Origin of the sequence: Candidatus Accumulibacter contiguus (assembly GCF_012940005.1) — a bacterium.
Lineage (GTDB): Bacteria > Pseudomonadota > Gammaproteobacteria > Burkholderiales > Rhodocyclaceae > Accumulibacter > Accumulibacter contiguus.
The window spans coordinates 16,761-29,874 of the sequence record NZ_SPMX01000055.1 but is presented as its reverse complement, the minus strand read 5'-3'; the positions used below and the strand labels follow the sequence as shown (position 1 = coordinate 29,874).

The following is a 13,114-nucleotide window of genomic DNA, read 5'->3' as shown; positions in this document are numbered from 1 at the left end:
CTCTTGATTGTATCATCCCTTATACTCCGGTGCCGTGCCGCCCACGCGCAGTGAGCGCCGCTAGATATTGCCGCTTTTCTTCGCTCGAGAGTCCGCTCACCCCAAGCCTCTGAGCCTTCTCCTGCAACTGCATGAAGACTCGTTTGTGTGCGCCTTCGAGTAGCTGCTGGACCGCGCCAGTAAATTCGGCATCAATCTCGTCTTCGGCAAAAGGCTCTTGCATTAGTTCAGCCGCGGCTGCACGCAGGATGCCCTCACATTCGCTGCCTCTGAGCTTTTCGATCAGGCTTGGGTAGGCCAGTGACTGGGTGCCGGCAGCAGCAATCGTTTCACATATCAGACGCACCGCTCCGGCTTCAGTCGAGTTGCCGGGAAGCAGGTCGAGTGGCAAGCCTGAGGCCAGTTGCGGTTTCTGGAGCAACAGGCGCAGCAATGGCCGTAGCAGCGAAGGTGCTTGTCGTGGCGCGCGCGCCGGCTCTGGCTGCGTCAGTGGTCGCAGTTCGCACAGCCCTTCCACCTCGGCTTGCGAAAAACCACTGACCTGTGCCAGGCGCTTGACCAGTTGCAGTCGAAGCAGGGAAGACTGCAGGCGGCCCAGCAGCGGTTTAGCGTCGGCGACCAGCCTCGCATTGCCTTCGGCACTGCTCAGATCGCAGTGTGCCGACAGTTCACTCAGCAGAAAATCGGAGAGCGGTGTCGCCTGCGCGATCATCTGCCGAAAAGCCTCGCCGCCGTGTCTGCGAACAAAACTATCGGGGTCCTCGCCGTCCGGGAGAAAGACAAAGGCAATGCTTTTCTGTTCAGTCAACGCCTCAAGACTGTTCTCCAGGGCACGCCACGCGGCCTTACGTCCGGCGGCATCGCCATCAAAGCAGAAAACGATCCGCTCCGCCTGGCGCAGCAGTTTCTGTACCTGCATGCTCGTGGTGGCTGTACCGAGCGTGGCAACCGCATTGCCGTTTCCGTACTGCGCGAGAGCCACGACATCCAGATAACCTTCGACGACAATCACCGTATCGCGCTCGCGTATGGCCGCGCGTGCCTGCGGCAGCCCAAATACCTCGCGGCCTTTTTCGAACAGAGGCGTTTCGGGAGAGTTCAGATATTTCGGCTCGCCCTGCCCAAGTACACGGCCGCCGAAAGCGATCACCTCGCCCTTCTGGTTGATGATCGGAAACATCACTCGCTCGCGAAAACGGTCGTAGAGACGCCCTCGCTCATTGCTGATCACCAGGCCCGATAGTTGCAGATCAGGACTGCTGTAATCATCGAAAGCGGCAGCGAGGTTCTGCCATCCCTCTGGCGCATAACCGAGGCCAAACCTGCGGGCAATTTCTCCGCTGACCCCCCGTTCCTTGAGGTAGCGGATTGCCTTTTCGGAACACTTGAGTTGCTCGTAGTAATATCTGGCGGCCCGCGCCATGCTTTCGGCAAGCGCTTGTGATTTCGGAGCGTGTGCTGGAGCATGTCCCTGATCCTCGGGAAACGGCATGCCGGCGTGAACAGCGAGTTCCTTGATGGCGTCAACGAAGCCCAGGCCGGCGTACTCCATAAGAAAGCTGATTGCATTGCCGTGCGCGCTGCAGCCGAAGCAGTGGTAAAACTGCTTGCTCGGGCTGACCGTGAAAGAAGGCGACTTCTCGCTGTGGAACGGGCAACACGCGGCAAAGTTGGCGCCCGTTTTCTTCAGCGGAACGTAGCCGTCGATCAGGTCGACCAAGTCGACGCGATACAGCAACTCCTGAATGAAAGTGTCCGGGATCAATGGGGCTCCCTTGAACAGCTACAGTTTCAGAAGCGACAAAAGCCGCCCGTCTACAGACGGGCGGCTATCCAGGCAACGCCAATCCGGTGTCAGTACATCTTGGGCGGCAAGGTCTGGCTGCGCATCCGCTTGTGATGACGTTTGACCGCTGCGGCCAGCTTGCGCTTGCGCTCGGCAGTGGGCTTTTCGTAGAACTCGCGAGCTCTCAACTCGGTCAGCAGACCGGTCTTCTCGACGGTTCGTTTGAAACGGCGGATCGCAACTTCGAACGGCTCATTTTCCTTGACGCGAATAGCAGGCATCGACTCTTCCCAGGTTCAAAAACATCAAAATATAGTTTAGCCGCATATTATAAACAGACTTGCCGCGGAACTCCAGGGAAATTTTTGAAGGATTTCGGTATCAATGCACATGCTGCATGTGATCGGTCAAAGCCATGCGCGCACCGCTGCCCGCCCGGATCAAGAAGAAACGGCTTCACGCACAGCGCTTGCCAACTTCTCGGCCGCTCGACAGACTGTCGCCAAGTCCTGACCCTCGACCATCACGCGCAGCAGCGGTTCAGTCCCCGAAGCACGCAGGAGCACCCGCCCACAACCATCGAGTTCGCTCTCCACCTCGTGCTGCGCGGCTCCGATCAGGGGGTGGTCTTTCCAGGGAAAGCCCTTGCTCAGCGCAACATTGATCAGCTTTTGTGGATAGAGCTTCAGGTTCCCGAGGAGTTGTTGCAGATCGCCCCCCGCGTCACGCAGCCCAGAAAGCACCTGCAGGGCGGAAACGATGCCATCGCCAGTAGTGTGTCGGTCGAGGCAGAGAATGTGCCCCGAATTTTCCCCACCATAAAGCCAACCCTTTTGCCTCAGCATGTCCATCACGTATCGGTCGCCGACATTGGCGCGGACAAAAGGTACATTGAATTCAGCCAGCGCATGCTCAAGGGCGAGATTGCTCATCAAGGTGCCCACGACACCTGCCACACTGCCCTGGCGCAGCCGGCTCCGCACTACCGCAAACAGGAGTTGATCACCATCGTAGATATTGCCGACAGCGTCAACCATCATGACCCGGTCAGCGTCTCCATCCAGCGCAATCCCGAGGTCGGCACCTTGTGCCACGACAGCGTCACGTAGGGCTCCGGGAGCCGTGGCACCGACCTCCTGGTTGATGTTGAGGCCGTTCGGTTCGGTGCCGATACTGCTCACCTCGGCGCCCAGTTCGTGGAAGACATGCGGTGCGATGTGGTAAGCCGCACCGTTTGCGCAGTCGACAACGATTTTCAGCCCCCGCAGATCCATTTCAAACGGAAAAGTGCTCTTGCAGAACTCGATATAACGACCATCCGCATCATCGATTCGCCGTGCACGGCCAAGACCGGCCGAAGGCACACAAGTCAGCGGCTCGTCGAGCGCTGCTTCAATCTCGGACTCCATCTCATCGGGCAACTTGGTGCCCCCTGCCGAAAAGAACTTGATTCCGTTATCATAGTAGGGATTGTGCGAAGCAGAAATGACGATTCCCGCCTGCAAGCGCAGGGCGCGGGTGAGGTAAGCAATGGCTGGCGTGGGCATTGGCCCGACCAGGCAGACATCGACACCGGCGGCAGAAAACCCGGCTTCCAGCGCGGCTTCCAGCATGTAGCCGGAAATACGTGTGTCCTTTCCGATCAGGACCGCTGGCCGCTCTCCCGCCTTGACATGGCTGCGCGCCGTGTCGCGGGCAGCGAGCACCCTTCCTGTCGCATGCCCCAGGCGCATGACGAAATCCGGCGTGATCGGGACTTCCCCAACACGCCCGCGTACGCCGTCCGTCCCAAAATACTTTCTTGTCACGATTTTCTCTCCCTCGGAGCGCAGATGAGTCGACGTCTGTCGAATGGGTTCCATTCTACGCAAACGCCGGTGAAGCGACTGTCAAGAAAGACACAAACAGGCTTATTGATCTTCCACGGCTTGCCAGATGGCCAGAGCGTCGCGTGTCTGCGCGACGTCGTGAACACGCAACAGGCGTGCACCGCGTTGCACGGCCAGCAAGGCGGCGGCGACGCTGGCAGCCAAGCGGTCTCCGACCGCCCGCGCGGTAATGGCACCGAGCATCGATTTGCGTGATATGCCCGCCAATACGGGCAGTCCGGCAAGCGGTAACTCGGCGAAGCGACGCAGAAGTTCGAGGTTGTGCTGCAGCGTCTTGCCGAAGCCAAAACCCGGATCAAGCACCAGACGATCACTCGCTATCCCGGCTGTTCTGACCTGCGTCACACGGCTATGGAGAAAGTTCAGGACCTCGGCGACGACATCGGTGTAGACGGGACTCTCCTGCATCGTCAATGGCTCGCCGCGCATGTGCATCAGGCAGATTGCACAGTTGCTGTCGACCACCGCAGCAAGTGCACCGGGCCGGCGCAGCGCGTAGATGTCATTGATCATCGAAGCGCCGTGCAGTAACGCTGCACGCATCACTTCAGGCTTGTAGGTATCGACCGAAATCGGCACACCGCATCCGTCCAGCGCATCCAGCACAGGCAGCAGGCGGCTGAGTTCCTCTTCAACGGTTGTCGGAATGGCACCTGGGCGCGACGATTCGGCTCCGATATCGAGCAGATCTGCACCTTCTTCGATCTGTCGGTGAGCGCGCACGATTGCCCTTGCGGCGTCGCCCGCCAAACCGTCACCGGAGAATGAATCCGGGGTCAGATTGACGATGCCCATCACCAGAGGACGGGCGAGTGTGAGTTGAAAATCCCCGCAGCGAAGCAGCATAAAAAAGCCGAACAAGCGTTGGACCGGACCCGCTGACGCGGGTCCAACTGGCGCTACTCCACTCAGGCCGGCGCGGTTGCGCTGGGCGCGGCATCCGGCGTGTTGTGGTCCGGCTTGCTCGGCGACGGTGCCTGTGGCTGCTTGGGTGGGCGTGGTGGCTTGCCTTCCATGATGTCATTGATCTGGTCGGCGTCTATCGTTTCCAGTTCAAGCAGCGCTGCTGCCATTGCCTCGACCTTGTCGCGATGATTTTCGAGCATTCGACGCGCCAAAGCATACTGCTCGTCGATGATCCGGCGTATTTCCGCATCGACCTTCTCCATCGTCGCTTCGGACATGTTCTTGTGCGTGGTCACCGAGCGTCCGAGAAAAACCTCACCATCGTTTTCCCCATAGACCATCGGACCGAGTGCATCGGACATGCCGTAGCGGGTGACCATGTCACGCGCCATTTGCGTTGCCCTTTCGAAGTCATTCGACGCCCCGGTGGTCATCTGGTTCATGAACAGCTCTTCAGCAATACGGCCACCGAACAGAACGGCAATCCGGCTCATCAGGTAGACGCGGTCGTAAGCGTAGCGATCCTCCTCCGGCAATTGCATGGTCAGGCCGAGCGCACGACCGCGCGGGATGATGGTCACCTTATGCACCGGATCGGATTTGGGCATCAACTTGGCGACCACTGCATGCCCGGATTCGTGATATGCCGTATTGCGCCTCTCGTCCTCGTTCATGACCATGCTGCGACGCTCGGCGCCCATCATGATCTTGTCCTTGGCCTTTTCAAAGTCTTCCATGTCGACCAGGCGCTTGTTGCCACGCGCGGCGAACAGGGCCGCCTCGTTGACCAGGTTGGCCAGGTCGGCTCCGGAAAAACCGGGGGTCCCGCGGGCGATGATGTCCGCTTTGACGTCGGGGGACAGCGGCACCTTGCGCATATGCACCACGAGAATCTGTTCCCGCCCACGGATGTCGGGAAGTGGGACGACGACCTGACGGTCGAAACGTCCCGGACGCATCAGCGCCGGGTCGAGCACGTCGGGACGGTTGGTGGCGGCGATCACGATGACCCCGACGCTGGCCTCGAAGCCGTCCATCTCGACCAGCATCTGGTTGAGCGTCTGCTCGCGTTCGTCATTGCCACCGCCAAGTCCGGCGCCACGCTGACGACCCACCGCATCCAGTTCATCGATGAAAATGATACAGGGAGCATGTTTCTTGGCGTTTTCGAACATGTCGCGAACGCGCGCAGCGCCGACACCGACGAACATTTCGACGAAGTCGGAACCCGAGATCGAGAAGAAAGGCACCTTGGCCTCGCCGGCAATCGCTTTGGCGAGCAGCGTTTTACCGGTACCGGGGTTGCCAACCAGTAGCACGCCCTTCGGGATACGCCCACCGAGTTTCTGGAATTTTGACGGATCGCGCAGGAAATCAACGAGTTCCGAAACCTCCTCCTTGGCCTCGTCGCAACCGGCAACATCGGCAAAGGTAATGGTATTGGTCGATTCGTCGAGCAGCCGTGCCTTGCTCTTGCCGAATGAGAAAGCGCCGCCGCGTCCGCCGCCCTGCATCTGGCGCATGAAGAAAATCCATACGCCGATCAACAGCAACATCGGGAACCAGCTGACGAAGATGCTCATCAGGAACGATTGCTCTTCCTCGGGCTTGGCCTCGATCTTGACTCCGTGTTTCAGCAGGTCGGAAACCATCCATAGATCCGGTGGCGCGTAGCTGGTCAGTTTGCGGCCGTCGGTCGTCGTTGCCTTGAGCACACGCCCCTCGATGACCACCTTGGCAATCGTACCCTTGCCCACTTCCTCGATAAACTGCGAATACTCCATCGACGACTGGGTTACTTGGCGATTGTTGAACTGGTTGAACACCGTCATCAGAACAAGACCGATCACCAGCCAGACTGCCAGATTTTTGAACATGTTATTCAATGCGTTACCTCTTCCACGTTACCCGATCCGGGATTTCTCGCGAAACCTTGCCATTTCACAAGTTCACATTAGTACATTCTAAACCGATTCGCCCCTGCTGAAGCAAAAGCGACATCGAAGATACTCTCACTCTTTCAAGGTCCTGCCCAGCAGATATACTTCCGGGCTGCGATCACGCGAGGCGTCCGGCTTGCGTGCGGACACCACATTGAAAGTCTTGCGCATTTCCAGCAGAAAATCAGTAAAACCCTGACCCTGAAAAACTTTGACCAGAAAAGCGCCTTCGGGTTTCAGCCAGTTGCGGGCGAATTCCAGAGCCAGTTCGGCGAGGTGCGAGCCACGGGCCTGGTCGCAAGCCGCAACGCCGGATATATTGGGCGACATGTCGGAAAGAACAAGCCCTGCTTTCTCACCCCCGAGCAGGTTTTCGAGGACATCGAGTACTTCCTGCTCGCAGAAGTCTCCCTGGACGAAGGTCACACCGTGCAAAGGCACCATCTCCAGCAGATCGACGGCGATGATGCGGCCCCGGCCCTGCATCCTCTTCGCTGCGACCTGCGACCAGCCACCGGGGGCCGCCCCCAGGTCAACGACCACGTCGCCAGCGCGGATGAGATGATCCTTGTCATCCATCGCAAGCAGCTTGTAGGAAGCGCGCGAACGATAGCCTTCAGCCCGCGCCCGCTGCACATACGGGTCGTTGACATGTTCACGCAACCAGGCATTGCTCGATCTACTTCGATTCATTCGCCAAAACCCGCTAAAATGGATGCTTCAACAAAGGTACCCTGCATGCTCAACCTCAGTTCCAACGAGCGACGCGCCTTGCGCGCCCGCGCGCATTCCCTGCATCCCGTGGTCTCGATCAGCCAGAACGGCCTCTCCGAATCGGTCGTCAAGGAGGTCAACGCCAGTCTCGCCAGTCATGGGCTGATCAAGATCCGGGTCTATCACGATGACCGTGAAGTCCGTGAGCACTTCCTCGCGACAATTTGTGAGCAGCTCGACGCGGCGCCGGTCCAACATATCGGCAAACTGCTGGTGATCTGGCGCCCGCCAGCGGACAAGCCAGCCCAGGCTGCCCGGCCACACACCAGACCCCTTGGTCGGCGCCCCAGCAAGCGCAGCTTCCAGGGAAATTCGGAGCGCTGATTCTGCTGTGACCGGGGAAATCGCCGGAGGAGGTGTCTCTCGGACAGCGCACGTCCTTATCTGCCGCCGCGCTCGGCACGGGTCACGAGCAGCAGGCCGAGCACGCTCTGAACAAGGTAGAGAATGCTCGAAACGCCATGCCAGGCAGCGAAGCGGTTCCGCAACACGCTCTCCATCACTTCGCGCGGCAAGGCGTCGGCCCTGAGCTGCGCCAACAGCGGCTGCAGTCCGAACAGACTGACCGCGGTGAGTACGAGCATCAACAGCAGCAACCAGAAGTTCCAGCGCCGCATGACCACGCTGCCGCTACGCAGCAACAGGAACAACAACAGGTAGGTCGCACAGGCCAGGCCCACCCAGCCCATCAACTCGAAGAGCTTGCCGGCAAGCATGCCTGCCGTCTGACGGTCTCTACTCATCGCGGCGAACAGGGTCGGCGCCACGAGATAGCCGATCGTCCACAAGCCACCAACCCAGAGGGTCAGCGCCACGTCGTACAGTGCATCCGCAAGGCGTCGCATGCTACCTACTCGTAGCGGACTTCAATGATTTCGTATTCGCGAATACCACCGGGGGCCTGAACCTCGGCGATGTCACCGGCAAACTTGCCGATCAGCGCACGTGCGATGGGCGAGTTGATCGAAATCTTGCCCGCCTTGATGTCGGCCTCATCCTCACCGACAATCTGATAGCTGACGCTGAGGCCGGTTTCCTGGTCCTCGAGATCGAGCGTTGCCCCGAAAACGCAACGCCCGTCGGCGTCGAGCAGCTTCGGGTCGATGATCTGCGCATTCGCGAGTTTGCTCTCGATTTCCTTGATGCGGCCTTCGACAAATCCCTGCCGTTCCTTGGCTGCGTCGTACTCGGCGTTCTCCGAGAGATCGCCGTGCGAACGCGCCTCGGCAATCGCTGCGATGGCGCGTGGGCGTTCGACGGTTTTCAAATTATGCAGTTCGGCGCGGAGTTTCTCGGCGCCATTGACGGTCACAGGTATTTTGCTCATCTTATCCGTTGCCAAACCACCGGCACCCTCCAGATCGGCGGATTCGGCGCGTCCATGGGTTAACTAAGTTTCAGTTGTGCGTGCAAATCCTGTATCGGATAGACGACCAGCTCGCCACGATTCCTGATCCCGTCCGCTGCCGCTTCGGCGCCCCAGATCGTTGTGTAGATCGTCACTCTTGCCGCGAGGCCAGAGGTGCGGATCGAGCGAGAGTCGCTGATGGCCTTGCGCTTTTCGTCCACGGTATTGATGATCAGGACGATCTCGTTGTTCTTGATCATGTCGACCACATGTGGACGACCTTCGGTCACCTTGTTCACTGGCGTCACGGCAATTCCTGCTGCCGCGATTGCCGCCGCCGTACCGCGCGTGGCAATCAGTGTAAACCCTGTCGCCTGCAGTTCGCGGGCAATATTCACCGCCTTCGGCTTATCCGATTCCTTGACGCTGATGAACACCTGCCCCGAACTCGGGAGGCGAACGCTTGCTGCCAACTGACTCTTGACGAAGGCCTCGGAAAAGCTGAGACCAACTCCCATCACCTCGCCCGTCGACTTCATTTCGGGACCCAGAATGGTATCGACGCCACGGAACTTCGCGAAAGGAAAAACGGCTTCCTTGACCGAGAAATAATTCGGGACCACTTCCTGGGTGACCCCCTGGCTGGCGAGTGATTGTCCAACCATGCAACGGGCAGCGATTTTTGCCAACTGTAGCCCGGTGGCCTTGGAAACGAAGGGAACCGTACGCGATGCGCGCGGGTTGACTTCGAGGACAAAAACGACTCCCCTCTGGATCGCGAACTGGACGTTCATCAGACCGCAGACCTTCAGCCCCATGGCCATCAGCCGCGTCTGCCGGCGCAGTTCGTCCTGCAATTCGGTCGACAGCGAATACGGCGGCAGCGAACACGCCGAATCACCGGAATGCACGCCGGCCTGTTCGATATGCTCCATCACTCCGCCGATCAGCACCTCCTGGCCATCGCAGAGCGCATCGACGTCCACTTCGCAGGCATCGTTCAGGAAACGATCGAGCAACACCGGCGAATCGTTGGAAACCTTGACTGCCTCACGCATGTAGCGTTCGAGGTCGCGCTCTTCATGGACGATTTCCATTGCCCGGCCGCCGAGCACGTACGACGGACGAACTACCAGCGGATAACCGATTTCGGCTGCCAGGCGCAGTGCCTCGGGTTCGGTTCGTGCGGTACGGTTGGACGGCTGTCTGAGGCCCAGATCCTGGAGCAGCTTCTGGAATCGCTCGCGATCCTCGGCAGCGTCGATCATGTCCGGGCTGGTGCCGATGATCGGTACGCCATTGGCTTCGAGGTCACGTGCAAGCTTGAGTGGGGTCTGCCCGCCATACTGGACGATGACGCCGATCGGTTTTTCCACGGCGACGATTTCCAGCACGTCCTCGAGCGTAAGCGGCTCGAAGTAGAGACGATCGGAGGTGTCATAGTCCGTGGATACCGTTTCCGGATTGCAGTTGACCATGATCGTCTCATAACCTTCGGCACGCAGCGCGAGCGCAGCATGCACGCAGCAGTAGTCGAACTCGATCCCCTGGCCGATGCGGTTCGGGCCGCCACCAAGGACCATGATCTTATTCCGGTCGCTGGGATTCGCCTCGCACTCTTGCTCATAGGTCGAGTACAGGTATGCGGTATCGGTCGAAAATTCGGCTGCGCAAGTGTCGACACGTTTGTAGACCGGGCGAATCAGCTGCGCATGCCGGCGCTCGCGAACCGCCGTCTGCGTCGTCCGCATCAGGGTCGCCAGGCGTTTGTCCGAAAAACCGGCACGTTTCAGATACCACAACTCGTCGCGTGACAGCGAAGCGAGCGGCCTGCCGCGGATATGTTCGGCCTTCTTGTAGAGATCCTCGATCTGCGCCAGGAACCATGGATCGATCGCCGTCAGCCGATGAATCTCGCCCAGACTCAGACCGATCCGGAAGGCGTCGGCCACGTACCAGATACGTTCCGGGCGCGCTTCGCTGAGCGCCATCTCGATTTCCTCGCGATCGACGCTGCGCTCGTCGAAGCCGTCGACGCCGATCTCAAGGCCGCGCAAGGCCTTTTGCAAGGATTCCTGGAAGGTTCGCCCGATGGCCATGACTTCGCCCACCGATTTCATCTGCGTGGTCAGCCGCGAGTCGGCCTCGGGGAATTTCTCGAAGGCAAAACGGGGCACCTTGGTGACCACATAGTCGATTGATGGCTCGAACGAGGCCGGGGTCTTGCCACCGGTGATGTCGTTGGCCAGTTCATCGAGCGTATAACCTACCGCCAGTTTTGCCGCCACCTTGGCGATCGGAAAGCCGGTGGCCTTCGACGCCAGCGCCGAAGAACGCGAAACACGCGGGTTCATCTCGATGACGATCATCCGCCCGTCCTGTGGGCAGATCGCAAACTGGACGTTCGAGCCGCCGGTATCGACGCCGACCTCGCGCAACACCGCCACTGAAGCGTCGCGCATGATCTGGTATTCCTTGTCGGTCAGCGTCTGTGCCGGAGCAACGGTAATCGAGTCGCCGGTATGCACCCCCATCGGGTCGAGGTTCTCGATCGAACAGACGATGATGCAATTGTCCTTGCGATCGCGCACCACCTCCATCTCGAACTCTTTCCAGCCGATCAGCGACTCCTCGATCAGCAACTCGCTGGTCGGACTGGCTTCGAGGCCGCGTTTGCAGATTTCGACGAACTCTTCCTGGTTGTAGGCAATGCCGCCACCCGAACCGCCCATGGTGAACGATGGGCGGATGATTGCCGGATAGCCGATCATCGCCTGCACCTGCAGCGCTTCCTCCAGCGAGTGCGCCATCGCCGAACGAGCTGAACCGAGACCGATGCGGGTCATCGCCACCTTGAACTTCTCGCGGTCCTCGGCCTTGTCGATGGCTTCCCTGGTGGCACCGATCATCTCGACGCCAAAGCGTTCGAGAACACCATGTCTGGCCAGATCGAGCGCACAGTTCAGCGCCGTCTGCCCGCCCATGGTCGGCAGCAGCGCGTCTGGACGCTCCTTGGCGATGATTTTTTTCGACGACTTTCCAGGTAATCGGCTCGATATAGGTGACTTCCGCCATTTCCGGATCGGTCATGATCGTGGCCGGATTGGAGTTCACCAGAATCACCCGGTAGCCTTCCTCGCGCAGCGCCTTGCAGGCTTGCGCACCGGAGTAGTCAAACTCGCAGGCCTGTCCGATGACGATCGGACCGGCACCGATGATCAGAATGCTCTTGAGGTCAGTGCGCTTGGGCATGAGTCGCCTTTTCGTCTTGCATCATCTGGACAAAGCGGTCGAACAGATAGGCGATGTCGTGCGGCCCCGGACTGGCTTCCGGGTGGCCCTGGAAGGAAAAAGCAGGCAGGTCGTTACGCGTCAGGCCCTGCAGTGATCCGTCAAACAGCGACACGTGCGTTGCCTGCAGGTTCGCCGGCAGGGTATCGGCATCCACCGCGAAGCCATGGTTCTGGCTGGTGATCAGGACCTGCCCGGTCTGGAGATCCTTGACCGGGTGGTTGGCGCCATGATGGCCGAACTTCATTTTCATCGTCCTGGCGCCCGAGGCCAGCGCCAGCAACTGGTGACCCAGACAAATCCCGAAAATCGGTAGGCGCCTGGCGAGGATTTCACGGATCGCCGTGATTGCGTAATCGCAAGGCTCGGGGTCGCCAGGTCCGTTCGAAAGGAATACTCCGTCCGGTTGCAGCTTGAAGACCTCAGTCGCCGTGGTCTCTGCCGGCACCACCGTCACCCGGCAAGCACGCGCCGCCAGCAAGCGCAGAATGTTGTGTTTGACGCCGAAATCGTAGGCGACGACATGCCACAATGGTGTCGGCGCAGCACGATAGCCGCCCAAGTGCCATGGCCCGCCGGACCACTCGTAGGACGCCGCAACGCTGACCACCCTGGCGAGGTCCATTCCGGCAAGACCGGGGAAGGCACGTGCCTCGGCAAGCGCACGTTCCTCATCGACCTCGAACGCCATGATGCAGCCCGCCTGCGCGCCCTTTTCCCGCAGCAGGCGTGTCAGCTTGCGCGTATCGATACCGGCAATCGCCACGATGCCATGTTTCTGCAGATACCCGGCCAGTGTCTCCTGCAGCCGCCAGCTCTCGGCGCGAACCGGCAGATCACGAATCACCAGACCCGCGGCATGATTGCCTGGTGACTCGAAGTCCTCGGCATTGCAACCGACGTTGCCGATGTGCGGGTAGGTCAGGGTGACGATCTGGCGACAGTACGAGGGATCGGTCAGTATTTCCTGGTAGCCAGTCATCGCCGTATTGAACACGACCTCGCCGCTGGTACTGCCGCCGGCGCCGATCGCCAGGCCGCGGAAAAGCGTGCCGTCGGCCAGTGCGAGAAGCGCGGGCGGAAGAGTGGGTAACAAGGACACGAAGGACTCCTGTGGTGGCTGCGGTTGAATTTGCTGCCTGTCCAAGCTGTAGATACGCAAAAGCGGGACGGGCACACA

The 13,114-nt window shown here is 59.8% G+C and carries 10 protein-coding genes and 1 pseudogene; 1 reads left to right on the top strand and 10 read right to left on the bottom strand.

Annotated features, from left to right (window positions below; translation table 11 throughout):
* Nucleotides 1–19: 19 nt before the first annotated feature.
* The 6 genes from dnaG to E4Q08_RS17020 all read right to left on the bottom strand — a co-directional run bounded on the left by dnaG (nucleotide 20) and on the right by E4Q08_RS17020 (nucleotide 7,214).
* Nucleotides 20–1,765: a DNA primase gene (gene dnaG / locus E4Q08_RS17045; RefSeq protein ID WP_169071244.1), complete on the bottom strand. Its 1,746-nt coding sequence runs from the start codon at nucleotides 1,763–1,765 to the stop codon at nucleotides 20–22.
* 89 nt (nucleotides 1,766–1,854) lie between these two features.
* The gene (gene rpsU, locus E4Q08_RS17040; protein ID WP_034910746.1) at nucleotides 1,855–2,067 is read right to left on the bottom strand and encodes a 30S ribosomal protein S21; all 213 of its coding nucleotides are present in this window, start codon (nucleotides 2,065–2,067) and stop codon (nucleotides 1,855–1,857) included.
* 159 nt (nucleotides 2,068–2,226) lie between these two features.
* The gene (glmM, locus tag E4Q08_RS17035; RefSeq protein WP_034918910.1) at nucleotides 2,227–3,594 is read right to left on the bottom strand and encodes a phosphoglucosamine mutase; all 1,368 of its coding nucleotides are present in this window, start codon (nucleotides 3,592–3,594) and stop codon (nucleotides 2,227–2,229) included.
* A 102-nt stretch (nucleotides 3,595–3,696) separates the two neighbouring features.
* On the bottom strand, nucleotides 3,697–4,521 hold the full coding sequence (gene folP / locus E4Q08_RS17030; RefSeq protein WP_034918907.1) for a dihydropteroate synthase: 825 nt from the start codon (nucleotides 4,519–4,521) through the stop codon (nucleotides 3,697–3,699).
* A 62-nt stretch (nucleotides 4,522–4,583) separates the two neighbouring features.
* Nucleotides 4,584–6,467, bottom strand: a complete 1,884-nt coding sequence (gene ftsH, locus E4Q08_RS17025; RefSeq protein WP_169071243.1) for an ATP-dependent zinc metalloprotease FtsH — start codon at nucleotides 6,465–6,467, stop codon at nucleotides 4,584–4,586.
* A 126-nt stretch (nucleotides 6,468–6,593) separates the two neighbouring features.
* Nucleotides 6,594–7,214 (bottom strand): RlmE family RNA methyltransferase, encoded by a 621-nt coding sequence (locus E4Q08_RS17020; RefSeq protein WP_034909157.1) that lies wholly within the window; start codon nucleotides 7,212–7,214, stop codon nucleotides 6,594–6,596.
* Nucleotides 7,215–7,259: 45 nt separating this feature from the next.
* Between E4Q08_RS17020 and E4Q08_RS17015 the strand changes: the two genes are divergently transcribed.
* Nucleotides 7,260–7,619: a YhbY family RNA-binding protein gene (locus tag E4Q08_RS17015; protein WP_034909155.1), complete on the top strand. Its 360-nt coding sequence runs from the start codon at nucleotides 7,260–7,262 to the stop codon at nucleotides 7,617–7,619.
* A 56-nt stretch (nucleotides 7,620–7,675) separates the two neighbouring features.
* Here the strand turns inward: E4Q08_RS17015 and E4Q08_RS17010 are convergent, their stop codons facing one another.
* The 4 genes and pseudogenes from E4Q08_RS17010 to carA all read right to left on the bottom strand — a co-directional run bounded on the left by E4Q08_RS17010 (nucleotide 7,676) and on the right by carA (nucleotide 13,036).
* Nucleotides 7,676–8,140 (bottom strand): DUF4149 domain-containing protein, encoded by a 465-nt coding sequence (locus E4Q08_RS17010; protein ID WP_034909154.1) that lies wholly within the window; start codon nucleotides 8,138–8,140, stop codon nucleotides 7,676–7,678.
* A gap of 5 nt (nucleotides 8,141–8,145) precedes the next feature.
* Nucleotides 8,146–8,622: a transcription elongation factor GreA gene (gene greA / locus E4Q08_RS17005; protein WP_034909153.1), complete on the bottom strand. Its 477-nt coding sequence runs from the start codon at nucleotides 8,620–8,622 to the stop codon at nucleotides 8,146–8,148.
* Between the two features lie 59 nt (nucleotides 8,623–8,681).
* Nucleotides 8,682–11,895, bottom strand: a pseudogene (carB, locus tag E4Q08_RS17000) (carbamoyl-phosphate synthase large subunit).
* Nucleotides 11,879–13,036: a glutamine-hydrolyzing carbamoyl-phosphate synthase small subunit gene (carA, locus tag E4Q08_RS16995; RefSeq protein WP_169071242.1), complete on the bottom strand. Its 1,158-nt coding sequence runs from the start codon at nucleotides 13,034–13,036 to the stop codon at nucleotides 11,879–11,881. The pseudogene carB and the gene carA overlap by 17 nt, the downstream one beginning before the upstream one ends.
* Between the last annotated feature and the right edge of the window lie 78 nt (nucleotides 13,037–13,114).

Coding starts and splice junctions, on each gene's coding strand:
- E4Q08_RS17015 (WP_034909155.1), top strand. CDS start 7,260: ATGCTCAACCTCAGTTCCAACGAGCGACGCGCCTTGCGCGCCCGCGCG.
- E4Q08_RS17020 (WP_034909157.1), bottom strand. CDS start 7,214: ATGAATCGAAGTAGATCGAGCAATGCCTGGTTGCGTGAACATGTCAAC.
- greA (WP_034909153.1), bottom strand. CDS start 8,622: ATGAGCAAAATACCTGTGACCGTCAATGGCGCCGAGAAACTCCGCGCC.
- E4Q08_RS17010 (WP_034909154.1), bottom strand. CDS start 8,140: ATGCGACGCCTTGCGGATGCACTGTACGACGTGGCGCTGACCCTCTGG.
- folP (WP_034918907.1), bottom strand. CDS start 4,521: ATGCTGCTTCGCTGCGGGGATTTTCAACTCACACTCGCCCGTCCTCTG.
- rpsU (WP_034910746.1), bottom strand. CDS start 2,067: ATGCCTGCTATTCGCGTCAAGGAAAATGAGCCGTTCGAAGTTGCGATC.